17 protein-coding genes are annotated in these 16,028 nt (G+C 73.0%); 6 read left to right on the top strand and 11 right to left on the bottom strand.

What is annotated here, in order from left to right; all coding sequences use genetic code 11:
• Positions 1–27 precede the first annotated feature (27 nt).
• The 7 genes from P2H44_RS03485 to dapD all read right to left on the bottom strand — a co-directional run bounded on the left by P2H44_RS03485 (position 28) and on the right by dapD (position 6,411).
• Positions 28–1,470, bottom strand: coding sequence for a cryptochrome/photolyase family protein (locus P2H44_RS03485; protein WP_275762021.1), 1,443 nt, complete (start codon positions 1,468–1,470; stop codon positions 28–30).
• Positions 1,471–1,720: 250 nt separating this feature from the next.
• The gene (gene dapE, locus P2H44_RS03480; RefSeq protein ID WP_275762020.1) at positions 1,721–2,860 is read right to left on the bottom strand and encodes a succinyl-diaminopimelate desuccinylase; all 1,140 of its coding nucleotides are present in this window, start codon (positions 2,858–2,860) and stop codon (positions 1,721–1,723) included.
• An 83-nt stretch (positions 2,861–2,943) separates the two neighbouring features.
• On the bottom strand, positions 2,944–3,615 hold the full coding sequence (locus P2H44_RS03475; RefSeq protein WP_275762019.1) for an exonuclease domain-containing protein: 672 nt from the start codon (positions 3,613–3,615) through the stop codon (positions 2,944–2,946).
• The gene (locus tag P2H44_RS03470; RefSeq protein WP_275762018.1) at positions 3,612–4,274 is read right to left on the bottom strand and encodes a hypothetical protein; all 663 of its coding nucleotides are present in this window, start codon (positions 4,272–4,274) and stop codon (positions 3,612–3,614) included. Before P2H44_RS03470 ends, P2H44_RS03475 begins: the two co-directional genes overlap by 4 nt.
• Positions 4,275–4,358: 84 nt before the next feature.
• Entirely contained in the window at positions 4,359–4,706 is a 348-nt protein-coding gene (locus P2H44_RS03465; protein WP_275762017.1) for a hypothetical protein, read from the bottom strand.
• Positions 4,707–4,782: 76 nt separating this feature from the next.
• Positions 4,783–5,403 (bottom strand): VPLPA-CTERM sorting domain-containing protein, encoded by a 621-nt coding sequence (locus P2H44_RS03460; protein WP_275762016.1) that lies wholly within the window; start codon positions 5,401–5,403, stop codon positions 4,783–4,785.
• Between the two features lie 153 nt (positions 5,404–5,556).
• Positions 5,557–6,411 (bottom strand): 2,3,4,5-tetrahydropyridine-2,6-dicarboxylate N-succinyltransferase, encoded by an 855-nt coding sequence (gene dapD, locus P2H44_RS03455; RefSeq protein WP_275762015.1) that lies wholly within the window; start codon positions 6,409–6,411, stop codon positions 5,557–5,559.
• A 144-nt stretch (positions 6,412–6,555) separates the two neighbouring features.
• On the opposite strand from dapD, the gene P2H44_RS03450 reads away from it, so the two are divergent.
• A complete protein-coding gene (locus P2H44_RS03450; protein WP_275762014.1) occupies positions 6,556–7,446 on the top strand; it encodes an LOG family protein in 891 nt (296 codons plus the stop codon).
• A 1,176-nt stretch (positions 7,447–8,622) separates the two neighbouring features.
• On the top strand, positions 8,623–9,657 hold the full coding sequence (gene moaA / locus P2H44_RS03445; RefSeq protein ID WP_275762013.1) for a GTP 3',8-cyclase MoaA: 1,035 nt from the start codon (positions 8,623–8,625) through the stop codon (positions 9,655–9,657).
• A gap of 129 nt (positions 9,658–9,786) precedes the next feature.
• On the opposite strand, the gene P2H44_RS03440 is transcribed toward moaA, so the two are convergent.
• Positions 9,787–10,026, bottom strand: a complete 240-nt coding sequence (locus tag P2H44_RS03440; RefSeq protein WP_275762012.1) for a DUF1127 domain-containing protein — start codon at positions 10,024–10,026, stop codon at positions 9,787–9,789.
• A 214-nt stretch (positions 10,027–10,240) separates the two neighbouring features.
• Between P2H44_RS03440 and P2H44_RS03435 the strand changes: the two genes are divergently transcribed.
• Positions 10,241–11,587 carry an MFS transporter gene (locus P2H44_RS03435; protein WP_275762011.1) on the top strand — a complete coding sequence of 449 codons (1,347 nt, stop codon included), beginning with the start codon at positions 10,241–10,243 and terminating at the stop codon, positions 11,585–11,587.
• Here the strand turns inward: P2H44_RS03435 and P2H44_RS03430 are convergent.
• A complete protein-coding gene (locus P2H44_RS03430; RefSeq protein WP_275762010.1) occupies positions 11,547–12,422 on the bottom strand; it encodes a DMT family transporter in 876 nt (291 codons plus the stop codon). The genes P2H44_RS03435 and P2H44_RS03430 overlap by 41 nt on opposite strands.
• Positions 12,423–12,594: 172 nt before the next feature.
• Complete coding sequence (locus P2H44_RS03425; RefSeq protein ID WP_275762009.1) at positions 12,595–13,365, bottom strand: SDR family oxidoreductase; 771 nt, start codon at positions 13,363–13,365, stop codon at positions 12,595–12,597.
• 238 nt (positions 13,366–13,603) lie between these two features.
• Between P2H44_RS03425 and P2H44_RS03420 the strand changes: the two genes are divergently transcribed.
• On the top strand, positions 13,604–14,290 hold the full coding sequence (locus P2H44_RS03420; RefSeq protein ID WP_275762008.1) for an OmpW/AlkL family protein: 687 nt from the start codon (positions 13,604–13,606) through the stop codon (positions 14,288–14,290).
• A gap of 29 nt (positions 14,291–14,319) precedes the next feature.
• On the opposite strand, the gene P2H44_RS03415 is transcribed toward P2H44_RS03420, so the two are convergent.
• The gene (locus P2H44_RS03415) at positions 14,320–15,111 is read right to left on the bottom strand and encodes an SDR family oxidoreductase (protein WP_275762007.1); all 792 of its coding nucleotides are present in this window, start codon (positions 15,109–15,111) and stop codon (positions 14,320–14,322) included.
• A gap of 179 nt (positions 15,112–15,290) precedes the next feature.
• Between P2H44_RS03415 and P2H44_RS03410 the strand changes: the two genes are divergently transcribed.
• Positions 15,291–15,680, top strand: coding sequence for an EF-hand domain-containing protein (locus P2H44_RS03410; protein ID WP_275762006.1), 390 nt, complete (start codon positions 15,291–15,293; stop codon positions 15,678–15,680).
• On the top strand, positions 15,677–15,910 hold the full coding sequence (locus P2H44_RS03405) for a glycine zipper 2TM domain-containing protein (protein ID WP_275762005.1): 234 nt from the start codon (positions 15,677–15,679) through the stop codon (positions 15,908–15,910). The genes P2H44_RS03410 and P2H44_RS03405 overlap by 4 nt, the downstream gene beginning before the upstream one ends.
• The last annotated feature ends 118 nt before the right edge of the window (positions 15,911–16,028 follow it).

Raw genomic sequence — 16,028 nt, 5'->3', positions numbered from 1 at the left:
CCGGTCGTCCTTGCAGCCGGGCGACGCTCAGGCCGCGTCGCGCCGGCTCTTCCAGTCCTGATAGGCGTCCAGAGCTTTCTGTCGGCCTTCCTTCAGGCCGACGATGGGCTTCGGATAGGGATCGTCGGGCGAAAGGCCCCACGACCGCGGCGCGGCCTCGAAGAAGGCCAGCGCATCCTCGTGCGGGGTCTTGCGCCCCTCCGCCAGGTAGCGGTCGCGATAGCGGGCGTCAGGGTCGAACTTCTCGGCCTGCGTCTCGGGGTTGAACACCCGGAAGTAGGGCGCGGCGTCGGGGCCGGAGCCCGCGACCCACTGCCAGCCCAGCGCGTTCGAGGCCGGGTCCCAGTCCACCAGCGTGTCGCGGAACCAGGCCTCGCCCACCCGCCAGTCCACCAGCAGGTGCTTGGTCAGGTAGCTCGCCGCGATCATGCGGAAGCGGTTGTGCATCCGCCCGGTGACGAACAGCTCGCGCATCGCGGCGTCCACCGCCTCGATCCCGGTGCGCCCGCGCCGCCAGGCCTCGGCGTCCTTGCAGTCCTTTCGCCAGGGGAAGTCGTTCCATTCGGGCCGCCAGTTGGCGGCCGTCAGCTCGGGCGTGTGGTACATCAGGTGGTAGGCGAACTCCCGCCACACCAGTTCCTGCAGGAACTTCTCGGCGGGCCTGGCCACCGCGCCCTGCCGGCGCGGCTGGGTGGCGGACCAGATCTGGCGGGGCGAGATCTCGCCCACCGCCAGGTGCTGCGAGAGGCCCGAGGTGCTTTCGCGGTCCGGGCGGTCGCGCTCCTCGGCGTAGGCGCGCAGGTCCTCCTCCAGGAAGGCGGCGAGGCGCTGCTGCGCGGCGCGCTCGCCGATCTCCACCCGCGCGGCCAGCACCGGGGCGCCGCTGCGCATGTCGGCGGCCATCGCCCAGTCGGAGAGGGCGTCGGAGTCCGGCCAGCGGTCGGGCGAGGGCCAGCGGGACGGGGCCCCGATCGGCTCGTGCACCACCCGCTCGTGCACCGCGCGCCAGTAGGGGGTGTAGACCTTGTAGGGCCCGCCCTGCCCGGTCTCGACCGTCCAGGGCTCGTGCAGGAGGGCGCCGTTGAAGCTCTCGACCGCGAGCCCGTCGTCCTTGAGGGCGGACTTGACGGCCGCGTCCCGCTCCCGCGCCTCGGCGTCGTAGAGGCGGTTCCACAGGACGGCCTTCGCGCCGGTCGCTTCGACCAACTCCCTCAGAACCGTCAGCGCCTCGCCCCGGCGGAGGATCAGACGCGCGCCCAGCGCCTCGAGATCGGCGGCGAGGGCGCGCAGCGACCCCTCGAGCCGCCAGCGATGGGCCGAGCCGGTCGCCTCGGCCACGGGGTCGAGGATCCAGACCGGGATCACCGGCCCGCCGCGTTCGAGGGCGGCATGAAGCGCCGGGTTGTCGGCCAGCCGCAGGTCGCGGCGGAGCCACAGCAGGGCGGGGGGGATGTCGGGCGCGTCTGTCATGTCCTGCAAAGATACGAATGCCGCGCCGTTCGGGTTCACCGCCCCGTCGGTTTCTGAGGAAACGAATCGTGAAGTCGTCCGACTGGACGGGCCGCGCGACGGCGCCATGCAGCCCGCCCGACCCCGCAGGGAAGCCGCGCGTCGGCCGTCGCGCGCGCCGGAACGCTCCGCCCGCGCGGCGCGGCGGGCGGGGCGCCGGCGGCGACGGGCGCGGGACGGCGGCCGGCGCGCCCGGCCGCCCGGGGGGCGATCAGGCGAAGTAATCGCGGATGATGCGGGCGTAGACCGCCTTCAGCTTCTCGATCTCCGCGACCGGGGCGCATTCGTCGGTCTGGTGCATGGTCAGCCCGGTCAGCCCGAACTCGGCCACCGGGCAATGGTCCTTCACGAAGCGCGCGTCCGAGGTGCCGCCGGAGGTCGAGAGCTCCGGCGTGGCGCCGGTCTCGGCCCGGATCGCGCTCGAGATCAGGTCCGAAAGCACGCCCGGCGGGGTCAGGAAGCTTTCGCCCGTCAGGCGCGTGGCGACCTGGAAGGTCACGCCCGAGGCGGCTTGGGCCTCGGCCGCCTCCGCCTCCAGCCAGGCCTTCAGCGAGGCGCCGGTGTGCAGGTCGTTGAAGCGGATGTTGACCACCGCCTTGGCCTCGCCGGGGATCACGTTGGCGGCGGGGTTGCCCGTCTCGATCGCCACGAGCGCCAGGGTGGAGGGCTGGAAGTGCTCCGAGCCCTGGTCGAGCTCGTGCGCGGCCAGCTTCGCGGCCAGCGCGGCGAGCGGGGGCAGCGGGTTCAGCGCCTTGTGGGGATAGGCGCTGTGGCCCTGGCGGCCGGTCGCGGTGATCGTGGCGGTGATCGCCCCGCGCCGGCCGATCTTGACCATGTCGCCGAAGCTCTCGCGGCTGGTGGGCTCGCCGACGAGGCAATGGTCGACCTTTTCGCCTTCGCGCTCCATCCACTCCAGGATCGCGGTGGTGCCGTCGGTGGAGGGGCCCTCCTCGTCCCCGGTGATCATCAGGGCGAGGGAGCCGCGCACGCCCTGCCGCGCGGCGTCCACCGCCGCGGCGGCGAAGGCCGCGACGCCCGATTTCATGTCGCAGGCGCCCCGGCCCCAGACCATGCCGTCCGCGATCTCACCCGAGAAGGGCGGCCGGGTCCAGCGGGCGGGGTCGCCGGTGGGGACCACGTCGGTATGGCCGTTGAAGCCCAGGCACGGCCCCTGCTCGCCGAAGCGGGCGTAGAGGTTGGGGGTGCCGTTGCGGTCGATCCGGGTGCAGCGGAAGCCGGCCCCGGAGAGCAGCTCCTCCAGCAGCACCAGGGCGCCGCCCTCCTCGGGCGTCACCGAGGGGCATTTGACCAGGGCGGAGGTCAGGGCGACGGGATCGACGGGATCGGACATGCGCAGGGGCTCCTGGGGGCGGTCGTCCGGCAGGGGAGCGCAGGCGGACGAAGTTGGCAAGGGCGGGCGGCCGGCGCGCGGCCTCAGTCGAGCACGGCCGGCCCGCGGTCCGCGCGGGCGGGCCGGGCGGCGCGCCGCGGCGCCCGCGGCGGCTTCGGCGGGGGCGCGATGGCGTCGAAGGGCAGGCCCAGCCGTTCTTCGGCTTTCAGCACCACCTGGGCGGCGGCGCGGGCGTCCTCCTCGGCGTCGTGGTGCAGGAAGTCGAGGGCCAGCGCCTTCTTCAGGTGGCCCAGGCCGTGGCCGCCGTTCCCCTTGAACTCGGGCCAGGCGGCGCGGGCGATGCGCACGCTGTCGAGCCAGAGCCACGCCGGCGCCTCCCGCCCCGCCAGGGCGCAGGCGGCGGCGACGGTGCGGCTGTCGAAGCCGGAGTGCTGGATCAGCGGCTGGCGGCCCAGCAGCGGCGCCAGCAGGTCGAGCGCGTCGGGGAACGCCGGCGCGCCCGCGACATGGGCGCGGCCGATGCCGTGCAGCCAGGTGTTGGTGAAGGCGACCCCCGCGCCGGGGTCCACGAAGGTCGACCAGCTCTCGATCCCGCCGTCATGGCGCACGCAGGCGAGGCCGATCTGGCAGATCGAGGAGACGGGGCCGCAGGCGGTCTCGACGTCCAGCGCCACGAAGCGATAGGCCGCGGCGGGCACGGGGCGTCGGGGCGCCTCGCCGGGGGGCGGGCGGCCGAACCGGTCGCGCAGGCTCAATGCAGCAGGGTCCCGGAGCGGGGGGAGAGGTCGTCGGGATCCTCGTCCTCCTCCGCGTCCGCCTCGACCCCGTCCTCGCGCGAGAGGTCGATCTGCACGGCGCGGGCGCCGGCGGATTCGAGCAGCGTCACCAGCTCCACCAGCGCCTCGGGGGGCGCGGTGCCGAAGTCGACGGTGACCCGGCCCGGCGACAGCTCGGCCGAATGCAGGCGCCCGGCGGGGAACGGCAGCTCCGTCTCCTCGGCCAGGTCGGCGGCGGCGCCGGGGGCCGAGGCCGCGTCGAACCAGCGGTGGAACCAGGCGGTCAGCGCGTCCTGCGGCGGCTCGCTCAGGTCGTGGTGCAGGTCCACGTCGTCCCAGCGCAGGCGGAAGACGTGAAGCACCGCCTCGCCGATGCGCTCGACGAAGGCGGGCGGGTCCTGGCCGGGCGGGACCTCCATGGCGAAGTCGAGCGAGGTCAGCTCCCCGTCCGGCTCCTTCAGCACCAGGTCGAAGCGGTAGACGTCGTCGAGAAGGTCGGAGCCGTCCATGGCCACGCCGAACTCCGAGACGCCCTCGACGTCGGAGGAGGCGGCGGCCTCGAGCATGGCGGAGAAGAAGGCGAGATAGGCCTCCCGCGCGGCGGCGGCCCGGACGGCGAGGGATGCGGTGCGGCTCATGTCGGCATCCTCCTGCGGGAAAAGACGCGGGGCAAGGGGGCGGGGCGCGCGAGGCCGGCGCGCCGGACGCCGCCGCCGGCCCGTTCAGTCGTAGAAGGGCTGGACCTGGGCGACGATCACGGCGTTCTCGGCGAGCGCGCGGGCCATCAGCTCGCGGTCGGTCTCGTCGATCTCCTCGCCGCGCTCCTCGCGCTCCTCGATGGTGCCCCAGCCGGTGACCTCGATGGGGGAGAGGTCGGCGGTCTTGAGGACGGCGACCGTCTCGCGCACCGCCTCGGGCTCGTCGACGCCCGAGGCGTAGCACATCAGGGCGGCGCCGGTGGCGTCCTCGGGCAGGCCGTCGCCCTCGGCGCGGCCGACCTCGACCAGCAGGGTGTAGACCTGCTGGGGGCGAGGGGCCTTGGCGGCCCCCTCCTTCGTCGGCTTGGTCATGGCGGCGGTCCTCGCTCGGGTGCGCTGGGACCGGCCGTATAGTCGATGGGCGCGGCGAGTCGAGCCCCGCCGGGGCTCAGGCGCCCCTGCGCCGGCGGCCGAGCGCGACGAGGCCGGCCAGCCCCGCGCCCAGCATCAGGACCGGCGCCGGCAGCGGAACGGGCGTGCCGGACGGTCCGAAGACGAACGTCTCGAAGGCGACGCCGCCGGGTCCGACCGACCCGACGTTGTCGTTGGGCGAGGTGAAGGTGTAGGTCTCGCCCTCGAGGAAGGTCAGCCCCGCGCCCAGGCTGTAGGGCCCCTCCGTCAGGCCGGAGAGCAGCGCCGTCTCCGACACGCCCGGCCCGGTCACCGAGAAGCCGACGTTGTTGCTCGCGTAGCTCAACGTGCCGCCGGTCCAGACGACCTCGGCGTCGAAGACCACCGTCCAGCTCATCCCCAGACCGCCGCTGCCCAGCAGGAGGCCCGCGCCGGCGTTGAAGAAGTCGTTCGTGCCGGCCTCGACGATCGGGTCGGCGAAGACGGCGCCGACGCCGTCGTAGATCCCGCCGGACACGGTCCGCGCGCAGACCGTCTGGGCGTCGCAGGCCGAGCCGGCGAAATCGAGCGTCGAAGGCCCGACGGAAAGGGCGGACGCAGGCACGGCCGCCGTCAGGGCCAGCGCCAGGCCGGCGGACAGGATGCGGAGGGAGAACACCGGGACACCTCGAGCTTCACGCATATGAACGAAGCGACCCTGCGCCGGTTCCGTCGCAGGGTCAATTCAGTTTCAGTTCATGACGTTACGGCGCCGTCGCGCACGACCGGCCGGCGGGGGCGCGCCCCCCTTCCGGCCGCGGTCGCCGGGCGATCAGTCGCGGAGCAGCTCGTTGATAGAGGTCTTCTTGCGGGTGCCCGCATCGACCTGCTTCACGATCACCGCGCAGTAGAGGTTCGGCCCCGGCGACCCGTCGCCCATCGGCTTGGAGGGCATCGAGCCCGCCACCACCACCGAGTACGGCGGCACCTCGCCCATGGTGACCTCGCCGGTGGCGCGGTTCACGATCTTGGTGGACTGGCCCAGGAACACGCCCATGCCCAGCACCGAGCCCTCGCGCACGATCACGCCCTCGACCACCTCGGAGCGGGCGCCGATGAAGCAGTTGTCCTCGATGATCGTGGGGGCCGCCTGCATCGGCTCCAGCACGCCGCCGATGCCGACGCCGCCCGACAGGTGCACGCCCTTGCCGATCTGCGCGCAGGAGCCGACGGTCGCCCAGGTGTCGACCATCGTGCCCTCGTCGACATAGGCGCCGAGGTTCACGAAGGAGGGCATCAGCACCACGCCCGGCGCGATGTAGGCCGAGCGGCGCACGACGCAGTTGGGCACCGCGCGGAAGCCCGCGGCCTTCCACTCCGCCGCGTCCCAGCCGTCGAACTTGGAGGGGACCTTGTCCCACCAGCCCGAACCGCCGGGGCCGCCCGAGATCGGGGCCATGTCGGTCAGCCGGAACGACAGCAGCACCGCCTTCTTCAGCCACTGGTTCACGACCCAGGTCCCGTCCGCGCCCTTCTCGGCCACGCGCGCGGTCCCGCCGTCGAGCAGGTTCAGCGCGCTTTCGATGGCGTCGCGCGTCTCGCCCTTGGTGGCGGAGCTGATGCCGTCGCGCGCGTCCCACGCGGCTTCGACGGCTTTCTCGAGGGAGGCGAGATCGGGGGCGGTCATGGATGTCTCCTGCCGGGCGTCGCGTCTTTCACGGCCGCAGGCTATAGAGGCGGGGACGGCGGGGCGCAATCGCTCCGCGCCCCTCACGACGCCGGCCCGCCGCCCCGCGCGGGGCCGCCCAGACCCCGGAGACCCCCTCCCCCGATGACCACGCCCCCGACCAAGGACGACCGCCACTCGATCTTCCGCTCCGCGCAGGAGGACATCGCCTCGGCCGAGCGGCAGCCGCTGACCCCGCAGTCGGCCTCGCCCGCCTACCGGCTGTCGTTCCGCGACCTCGACTTCCTCAAGCGCGAGGACCTGCGCCCGGTCCGCCTGCAGCTGGAGCTGCTGAAGGCCGAGCTGCTGATGACCGAGGCGGGGGTGGACTCGACCGTGGTCTTCTTCGGCGGCGCGCGTATCCCCAGCCCGGAGAACGCCGGGACCGCCCGCACGCCGCTGCTGGGGGAGCTGTCGAAATACTACGACGAGGCCCGCCGCTTCGCCGCGCGCTGCACCGAGGCCTCGATGGCCGCGGGCGGCCGGCGGCACGTGATCGTGACCGGCGGCGGCCCGGGCGTGATGGAGGCGGGCAACCGCGGGGCGGAGGAGGCGGGCGGCCGCTCCATCGGGCTCGGGATCGTGCTGCCGCACGAGAGCGCGCCGAACGAGTACGTGACCCCGGAGCTGAGCTTCAACTTCCACTACTTCGCCATCCGCAAGATGCACTTCCTGATGCGCGCGGAGGCGATCGCGGTGTTCCCGGGCGGCTTCGGCACGCTGGACGAGCTGTTCGAGGCGCTGACCCTGATCCAGACCAAGCGCATGGCGCCGGTCCCGATCCTGCTGTTCGGCGAAAGCTTCTGGCGCTCGATCATCGACTTCGAGGCGCTGGCGGCCTCGGGCACCATCGCCGACGCCGACCTGGAGCTGTTCCGTTTCGTGGAGACGGCGGAGGAGGCGTGGGAGGTTCTCTCGGGTCCCGTCGCCGAGGCCGAGGCGGAGGCCGCCGACGAGCGCGCCGCCGCCGCGAAGGCCGCCGACGAGCGGCGCTGAGCGTTCGGGATCTCCCCGGCCCGGCCGGGCGTGCGCCGCGGCGAGCGCCTGGTCGCGCAACGGCCGAGTTGGGGAAGGACCGAAGCTGCGACGACCCGTCCGCGCGCATTGGGGAAAGCGCGTTCGGGTCCCGACGACCTCCGAGAGAAGGAGATCGCCGGCAGGCGTCGCCGAAGGCCCGCATCGCGGAACCTGTCGGCCGGCGCCGTCCGGTGAAATTCCGGCCGACGCCGAGCCGCCTGACTCCGTTGGGGAACGGAGACGGGCGACGGACCCTGCCGTCCGGGCGGACCGGTTCGGCTGGGCCACGCCGCGCCTCCTTGGGGATGAAGGCGCGGCGATCTCTGCGGATCCCGCTCGCGTTCGGTTCGTCCGTGCAACCGTTCTCACGATCGCACCCGAAACGCCGAGCCGCGAGGCTGGATCCGGGTCAGGCGGCGCTTATGACGACCTTCTCGCGCCTGCGCCAGACCGGGACGGCATGGCGGTATGCGACGGCCCGACGCATAACCTGCCGAAGGTCGAATGTCTGCATGGGTATCAACCTTCCGGACCCCGCGTCCGTAGGCGCTCCACCCTGAATAAGGTTTGAACAAACCGACCGAGGGGGGCGTGGCGACCGGTCTCTCCCCAGCGGTCGAATCGCCCTCGCGGGGGCGGAACGGCCGTCCGTCCTGGGGAAGACGGACGGCCTGCGGCGACGCACGCGACGCCCTGGGGATCGCCGCAGAAGCGACGCGACGCACGCCTTCGGGCCGCGCGGAGAGAGGGACAGGCGCGGCCGCGTCCGTGATACCGACAAGGGCGCACGGGAAGGACGAAGCGGACCCGCGCCCGCCCCCGCAGCCGCAAATGCGGGAGCCGTCAGGAGCGTGCGGGTGCCGGCCCGGTTCGTGACGCGGAGATAGTTTACGCGAGCGTCATTCACAACCTTAGGGAAGGTGGATTTGATCGTTTGGTAAAGAATACCGGGAATGAGCGCAGCGCATGACGGCCCGGCGCCTCGCCCTCGCCCCGCAGCGCGCCCGATCCCGTCCGCGCGAGTCGGCGCCTTGGGCGCATTGCGGGATCGCCCTGCGAGGCCTACGTTGCAGCCGACCGACATTCGCCCGCACACGGACCCGGCCCCTGCGCCGCGCCCCGCGGACCGCGCCCAGCGATGCGAAGGGAGACCACATGACCGACGCGCATGCCGCCGCGGCCGGCCGAAGCGACGCCCCGCTGATCGACCCGTTCGCGCGGCCGATCTCCTACCTGCGCGTCTCGGTGACGGATCGCTGCGATCTCCGCTGCGTCTACTGCATGGCCGAGAACATGACCTTCCTGCCCAAGAAGGACCTGCTCTCGCTGGAGGAGCTCGAACGTCTGTGCGGCGCCTTCGTCGATCTCGGCGTGCGCAAGCTGCGCATCACCGGGGGCGAGCCGCTGGTGCGCCGGGACATCATGAAGTTCTTCGAGGCGATGGGCCGGCGCATCGGCTCGGGCCTCGACGAGCTGACGCTGACCACCAACGCCACCCAGCTGCGCCGCTTCGCCAGGCCCCTGGTGGACGCGGGCGTGCGCCGGGTGAACGTCAGCCTCGACACGCTCGACGAGGGCAAGTTCCGCGAGATCACCCGCTGGGGCCGCTTCGCCCAGGTGCTCGACGGGCTCGACGCGGCGCAGGAGGCGGGGCTGCACGTGAAGATCAACGCCGTGGCCCTGAAGGGCGTGAACGACGGCGAGATCCGCTCGATGACCCGCTGGGCGCACGCGCGCGGCATGGACATCACCTTCATCGAGGTGATGCCGATGGGCGACATCGGCGGCGAGGAGCGGCTGGACCAGTACATGCCCCTGACCGAGGTCCGGGCGGAGCTGGCGAAGGAATTCACCCTCTCGGACATCCCGCTGTCGACCGGCGGGCCCGCGCGCTACGTCCGCGCCGAGGAGACGGGCGGGCGCATCGGCTTCATCACGCCGCTGACCCACAACTTCTGCGAGAGCTGCAACCGGGTGCGGCTGACCTGCACCGGGCAGCTCTACATGTGCCTGGGCCAGGACGACGACGCCGACCTGCGCGAGGTGCTGCGCGCCCATCCCGACGACGCGCCCCTGCACCAGGCGATCCGCAACGCCATCGCGCGCAAGCCCAAGGGGCATGACTTCGACTATTCGCGCCGCGAGATCCACGGCGAGATGGGCCGCCACATGAGCGTCACCGGCGGCTGATCCCGCCGCGCCGCGCGCCCCTCGCGGGGATGCGCGGAATTCGTCCGGACCAATCCAAAGAGAAAGGGGCGGCCGCATCGCGCGGCCGCCCCTTTTCGGTTCCGGTCCCGGCCGACGCCGGGGGCCGGCTCACTTGTAGCCGGCGGCCTCGCGGGCCACGCCGCGCAGGCTCGAGCGGTGCAGCGACATGTCGGCCAGGGTGCGGTCGTCCAGCGCCTGCAGCTCGGCCAGGGTGCGGTGATACTCGCGCCAGCGGGCCAGGCGGAAGGCGCCGAGCTTGACGAAGCCGCGCAGGACGTCGGCCAGCGACGGGGTGGAGGCGGACGCCGCGGAGGAGGCGGCGACGGGGGCGTCTGCGGTCAGAGCCATGAGTGTTTTCCTTCTCGGTAGAGAGCGGCCCGAGGCCGCCGTCTTTCGAGATTGGAAGTTATAGAGATGAAAGGTCAGGACAACGGACGTTTCCGCAAGGCCGCCTTGTGCAACGCACATACCGCAATGCAACGCAGACGCCGCAGCGCAGCATACTAAGGTTTCAAAAAAATCTCTGGACGAACGGTCGTCGCGGCGCCATCTCAGAGGCGTCATGCTCCCAGCGCCGTTCCGTCACCCCGCCTACCGCCGCTACATCGCCGCCAACTTCTTCGGAATGAACGGAAGCTGGATGCTGCGCGTGGCCATCGCGTGGCTGGCCTGGGAGTTGACCGGATCCGCGGCGGTGACCGGCGTGGTCTCGTTCCTGACCTTCGCGCCCATCGTCTTCTCCGGCCCGTTCTTCGGCGTGATGGCCGACCGCATCGACCCCCGCAAGGGCATCGTCGCGGCGCAGGCGACCCAGTGCCTGTTCGGCGCGATCCTGTTCGCGCTGGCGCTGGCCGACGCGCTGTCGGCGCCGGTGCTGCTGGCCTCGGCCCTGGGCATGGGGCTCGCGGCCTCGGCCTACCATCCGTTCCGCATGGCGCTGCTGCCCCGGCTGGTGCCCCAGGAGGTGCTGGGCCAGGCGCTGGCGATCGGGGCGCTCAACTTCAACATCACCCGCATGATGGGCCCGGCGCTGGGCGGCTGGCTGATCCACGAATACGGCGCCGCGGGCGCGGTGGGCGTGGCGGCCTTCCTGTTCCTGCCCCAGGTGCTCGCCATCGCCTCGCTGGGCGCCTACCCGCCCGCGCAGGCCGAGCCCGACCCCGACGCGCGCCACGGCGTGCGCGGCGTGCTCGACCAGCTGGCCGAGGGCGCGCGCTACGCCATGGCCCACCCGATGGTGCGCGAGGCGGTGCTGATGAACGCCCTCTTCGCCGTCGCCGCGCGCGGCAGCCTCGAGCTGCTGCCGGTGGCGGCCGACGGGCTCTACGACCGCGGCGCGGGGGGCTTCGGCATCCTGACCGCCACCGCCGGCGCGGGCGCGGTGGTGGCCGCCGTCTACATGGCGCGCGGCGGGCAGACGGCCGAATCGCTGCGCAACCGCGCCCGCTTCGCCACCGCGCTGGGCCTGCTGGGCACCGCCCTGCTGGGGCTGGTGGGAAGCTGGCCCGCGGCGGTCGCCTGCGTGGCGCTGATCGGCGCCTGCGGGACCATGGTGGGCGTCGCGAACCAGACCCTCGCCCAGCTCTCGACGCCCGAGGGCAAGCGCGGGCGGGTGATGTCGCTGTGGCTGATCTCGGGCATCGGCGGCGCCTCGATCGGCTCGATCGGCATCGGCGGGCTGGCGGACCTGGTGGGGCTTCAGCACGCGCTGGTGATCACCGCCATCGCCATGGCCGCCCTGGCCCCGTTCGTCGCCTGGAACCTGCGCGGGCGCGAGGCGCCGGCGGAGGCCGCGGCCCCCGCGCCCAAGCCGCGCGCGGCGGGCGTGGGCGGCGGCGCCTCGGCGGCCCCGGCCGCGCCGGGCTGCGTCAAGCGCTGCGCGAACGCACCCAGTCGCGCCAGGCGGTGAACAGGCCGGCGGCGATCACGATCGTCGCCCCCACCGCCATCGGCCACTCCAGCGCCTCGCCGAAGATCAGGATTCCGACCGAGGTCGACAGCACGATCTGCACGTATTGCACCGGCTGGGTGACGACGGCGTCCGCCGCCTCGAGCGCCTTGATGAAGAAGAAGTGCCCGGCCGCCCCGGTCACGCACAGGATCCCCATCCAGATCCAGTCCACGGGCTCGAGCCAGGTCCAGTGCCAGATGCCTGCCGCCGTCGCCACGATCACCCCGCCGACGCCGGTGTAGAAGAAGCTGACCATGGCCGCGTCCTTGCGGCTGGCGAGCCGGGTCATCACGCCGTAGACGGCGATCCCGATGCTGGCCACCACCGCCAGCCAGATGTCGGAATCGAGCAGCCCCGGCCCCGGGCGCACAATGATCAGCACCCCGATGAATCCCACGCCGATGGCGGTCCAGCGCCGCCAGCCCACCGCTTCGCCCAGCACCGGGACCGAGAGGGCGGCGAGGATCAGCGGGTTGGCCGCGAACAGCGACATGGTCGCCGCCAGCCCCACCTTGGCGAAGGCGGTGATCGCCACCACCACCTGCGCCGCCAGCAGCCCGCCGCGCGCGAGCTGGAGCCAGATGTTGGCCGAGCTCGCCGCGCGCCGGATCCCCCCCGGCGCGTTCAGCGCGCGCACCACCACGAAGGCGGCGAAGGCCCAGTAGCGGATCATCACCACGAAGACCGGCGGATACTGCTCCGCCAGGTGCTTCGAGACGCCGTCCTGGGCCGCGAAGATCGTGACCGCGAGCAGCGCGAAGGCGAGGCCCCGGCGGGCGCTTTGGGGAACCATGAGATGTCCGATGAGGAAGAGGCGGGGGGCGTCGAGACGGCCGCATCGCACGACCATACGACGCCCTTACAAACCGAAGCCCGCCCTCCGCGTCAAGCGTGGCCCGAGGGCGCGCGCGCATGACGGCCATGCGAGTCGCGCCCGGGCGACGCCCCGGCGCCGGCGCCGGGCCTCAGGCCTTGGCTTCGTCGAGCAGCTCGGGCGGCAGGAAGGTGCGGTTCCAGGTCGGCGAGATCAGGATCTCGTTGATGCACACGTGCGCCGGGCTCTCGGCCACGAACTGCACCGCGCGGCCCAGGTCCTCGGACTGCAGCATCCGGGCGCGGACGGCCTCGGACGGCGGCACGGGGCGCTTCTCCATGATCGGGGTGTTCACCTCGCCCGGCATGATCACGCAGGAGCGGATGCCGTTCGCCGCCTCCTCCATGTTGATCGAGTGGCTGAGCGCAACCACCCCGTGCTTGGAGGCGTTGTAGGCCGGCCCGGTGATCTTCGAGGCGTGCCGCCCCGCCCAGGAGCTGACCATGATGATCAGCCCGCCGCCGGCCTCGCGCATCTGCGCCATCACCGGGATCGCGCAGTTCATCACGCCGGTCAGGTTCACGTCGACGACCATGCGGAAGTCCTCGGCCGTGATCTCGGACGAATGGCGCTTCGGCACGTTCAACCCGGCGTTGGCGACCAGGATGTCCACCGGCCCGAACTCCGCCTCGATCGAGCGGGCGGCGGCCGCGCAGGCGGCGGCGTCGGAAACGTCGAGCGGCGCGACCTCGGCCAGCCCGCCCGCGGCCTCGATGTCGGCCGCCACGCGGTCGAGCTCGGCCTGCCGGCGCCCGGTCAGCACCACCCGCGCGCCCGACTGCGCCAGCGCCTTGGCCGAGGCCTCGCCGATGCCCCCGCCCGCGCCCGTCACCCAGGCCGTCTTTCCATCCAGCGCGCCCATGTCGTCCCTCCGTCGATCTCGTGGTTTCGGGGCAGCCTAGACCTCCGCCTCGCCGGGCGCGAGGGGGCAAGCGCGGCGGGGCGCTGCGTCAGGCCCGCCGCCCTGCGCCGGGCGCATGGCCGCCACCCGCCGTTACCCCGGAAACCTTGATCCGGATCAAAGTGTTGGGACCTGCGACGCGCGAAGGGGGCGGAGACGGCGCGGTCCTGCGCCGACCCTTGACGCCCGGAGCTTCGAAATGGCCCGCAAGAACACGATCGCCGCCGCCCTCCTGGGCACGGCCGCCGCCCTCGCCCTCGCCGCGCCCGTCGCGGCCGAGCCCCTGCTGAACCTCTCGGGCGACGGCGACTGGCTGATCCGCGTCCGCGGCCTGGCCGTGATCCCGAACGAGGACCTCTCCGCCCAGGGCATCCCCGGCGCCGACGCCGAGGTCGAGAACGCCTACGTCCCCGAGCTCGACATCTCCTACTTCTTCACGCCCAACATCGCCGCCGAGCTGATCCTGGCGACGACCAACCACGACGTCTCGGGCCGCGGCGCGCTGGCGGGCGCGAACATCGGCTCGGTCTGGCTGCTGCCCCCGACCCTGACCCTGCAGTACCACGTCACCCAGCTCGAGGACTGGACCGGCTCCGAGTCGCTGGGCCGGCTGAAGCCCTACGTGGGCGCGGGCGTGAACTACACGATGTTCTACGACGCCGACCCGGGCCAGTTCGCCTCGATCGACTACGACAACGCCTTCGGCTTCGCGCTGCAGGCGGGCCTCGACTACGAGATCGCCGAGGGCGTCTACCTGAACGCGGACGTCAAATACATCTTCCTGAACACCGACTGGACGATCAACAAGAACTCCCCCGCGCCGATCCGCGGCTCGGTGGACGTGAACCCGCTGATCGTGGGCCTCGGCCTCGGCGTCCGGTTCTGAGCGCGCGCCGGGTCCGCCCGGCCGCCTCGCTAACCCAGCCCCGCCGCCCGGTCCGCCTCGGCCCGGGCGGCCTGCGTTCCGGGGGGCACGAACAGCCGGTTCCAGGTCGGCGAGACCAGGATCTCGTTCACGCAGACATGGGCCGGCTGCTCCAGCGCGAAGCGAACCGCGCGCGCCACGTCCGCGGGCTGGAGCATCCGCGACCGCATCCCCGGCGTGGGCGCGTCGTCCTTGGCGGCGAGAAGCGGGGTCGAGACCTCGCCCGGCATGATCGCGCAGGCGCGCACGCCGTTCGCCCCCTCCTCCATGTTCACCGTGTGGCAGAACCCCGCCACCGCCTGCTTCGAGGCGTTGTAGGCCGCCCCCGTGAAGGGCTGCACGTGCCGCCCCGCCCAGGAGCAGATCAGCGCCAGCGCCCCGCCGCCCCGCGCCCGCATCCCCGGCAGGACCGCGAGCGTGGCGTTGACGACGCCGTCGACGTTCACGTCCATCACCCGCGCCGCCTCGAGCGGATCGAGCTCGGCGAGCGTCCGGCGGCGGAGGTTGATCCCGGCGGCCGCGACCATCGCCTCGACCGGGCCCAGCGCGCCCTCCGCCGCCTCGACCGCGGCGCGGCAGGCCAGCGCGTCGGTCACGTCGAGCGGCAGGGCCAGCGCCTCGGCCCCCTCCGCGCGCAGCGCGGCGGCCCGGGCGTCGAGCGCGCCCGCGTCGCGGTCGCTCAGCGCCAGGCGCGCGCCGGCCGCGGCCAGGGCCTGCGCGCAGGCCGCGCCGATGCCGCTGGCGGCCCCCGTGATCCAGACCGTGCGTCCTGCAAGCGTCATCGCGCGTCCCTCCCGAGCCTTCGCGCGCAGTCTAGGCCGCCCGCGCGCGCCGAAGGTCCGGACATTTCGCCGCCCAGGCGGATGCACGCCTCGGTGGAGCCCCGCGCCCTCCGCGCAATTCGATTGTTTTCGCCCGGCAACGCTCCGATGCTGGCGGCGGAACCGAAGGAGGGTCCGATATGGGTAGCAAGTGGTTGATCCTGGGCGCCGCGCTGGGCCTGCTGGCCGCGCCCGGTCTCGCGGCGGCGGCGGAGCCCGACGTCGAGGCGGCCTTCGCGGCGATGGACGCGAACGGCGACGGCCAGCTGGACATCGACGAGTACGTGGCCGCGGTCGTGGGCCGCTTCGCGGAGCTGGACGCCGACGGCGACCGGATGCTGACCCTGGCCGAGGCCGGCGAGGTCCCCGCCGCGGCCTTCGCCGCCGCCGACCGCGACGGCGACGGCGCGCTCTCGCTGGGCGAGGCGGTGGGGGACCGGGTGGTCCGCTTCTTCGACGCCGACGCCTCGCACGACGGTCTGCTGACGCAGGCCGAGATCCACGCCTATCTCGAGGAGCTGAAGTCATGATCCGACCGACCCCGATCCGCGCCGCGGCGGTGGCCGCGCTGGGGGCGCTCGCGCTTGCGGGCTGCTCGAACGTTCCGATCGACAAGAAGACCCAGGGCCAGGTGCTGGGCGGCGTCACCGGCGCCGCGGTCGGCTCGCTCTTCGGCGGCGGCAGCGGCCGGATCGTGGCCACCGGCGCCGGCGCCGTGATCGGCACCATCGCGGGCGGCGAGCTGGCCGACGACCTCTGAGGCCCCCGGCGCCTGGAACGCCCCCCCGAAACGACGCGAGGCCCCCGATCGCTCGGAGGCCTCGTGCGCCATTCCCCTGGGGGGAATTTGGTGGGTGATGTAGGGCTCGAACCTACGA

This window comes from Albimonas marina, assembly GCF_029223255.1.
GTDB lineage: Bacteria > Pseudomonadota > Alphaproteobacteria > Rhodobacterales > Rhodobacteraceae > Albimonas.
Note: the sequence above shows the minus strand (reverse complement) of the source record. Positions and strands in the feature narration are given on the sequence as shown.

Coding starts and splice junctions, on each gene's coding strand:
- P2H44_RS03420 (WP_275762008.1), top strand. CDS start 13,604: ATGGCCCGCAAGAACACGATCGCCGCCGCCCTCCTGGGCACGGCCGCC.
- P2H44_RS03465 (WP_275762017.1), bottom strand. CDS start 4,706: ATGACCAAGCCGACGAAGGAGGGGGCCGCCAAGGCCCCTCGCCCCCAG.
- dapD (WP_275762015.1), bottom strand. CDS start 6,411: ATGACCGCCCCCGATCTCGCCTCCCTCGAGAAAGCCGTCGAAGCCGCG.
- moaA (WP_275762013.1), top strand. CDS start 8,623: ATGACCGACGCGCATGCCGCCGCGGCCGGCCGAAGCGACGCCCCGCTG.
- P2H44_RS03470 (WP_275762018.1), bottom strand. CDS start 4,274: ATGAGCCGCACCGCATCCCTCGCCGTCCGGGCCGCCGCCGCGCGGGAG.
- P2H44_RS03415 (WP_275762007.1), bottom strand. CDS start 15,111: ATGACGCTTGCAGGACGCACGGTCTGGATCACGGGGGCCGCCAGCGGC.
- P2H44_RS03435 (WP_275762011.1), top strand. CDS start 10,241: ATGCTCCCAGCGCCGTTCCGTCACCCCGCCTACCGCCGCTACATCGCC.
- P2H44_RS03485 (WP_275762021.1), bottom strand. CDS start 1,470: ATGACAGACGCGCCCGACATCCCCCCCGCCCTGCTGTGGCTCCGCCGC.
- P2H44_RS03440 (WP_275762012.1), bottom strand. CDS start 10,026: ATGGCTCTGACCGCAGACGCCCCCGTCGCCGCCTCCTCCGCGGCGTCC.
- P2H44_RS03405 (WP_275762005.1), top strand. CDS start 15,677: ATGATCCGACCGACCCCGATCCGCGCCGCGGCGGTGGCCGCGCTGGGG.
- P2H44_RS03425 (WP_275762009.1), bottom strand. CDS start 13,365: ATGGGCGCGCTGGATGGAAAGACGGCCTGGGTGACGGGCGCGGGCGGG.
- P2H44_RS03430 (WP_275762010.1), bottom strand. CDS start 12,422: ATGGTTCCCCAAAGCGCCCGCCGGGGCCTCGCCTTCGCGCTGCTCGCG.
- P2H44_RS03450 (WP_275762014.1), top strand. CDS start 6,556: ATGACCACGCCCCCGACCAAGGACGACCGCCACTCGATCTTCCGCTCC.
- dapE (WP_275762020.1), bottom strand. CDS start 2,860: ATGTCCGATCCCGTCGATCCCGTCGCCCTGACCTCCGCCCTGGTCAAA.
- P2H44_RS03410 (WP_275762006.1), top strand. CDS start 15,291: ATGGGTAGCAAGTGGTTGATCCTGGGCGCCGCGCTGGGCCTGCTGGCC.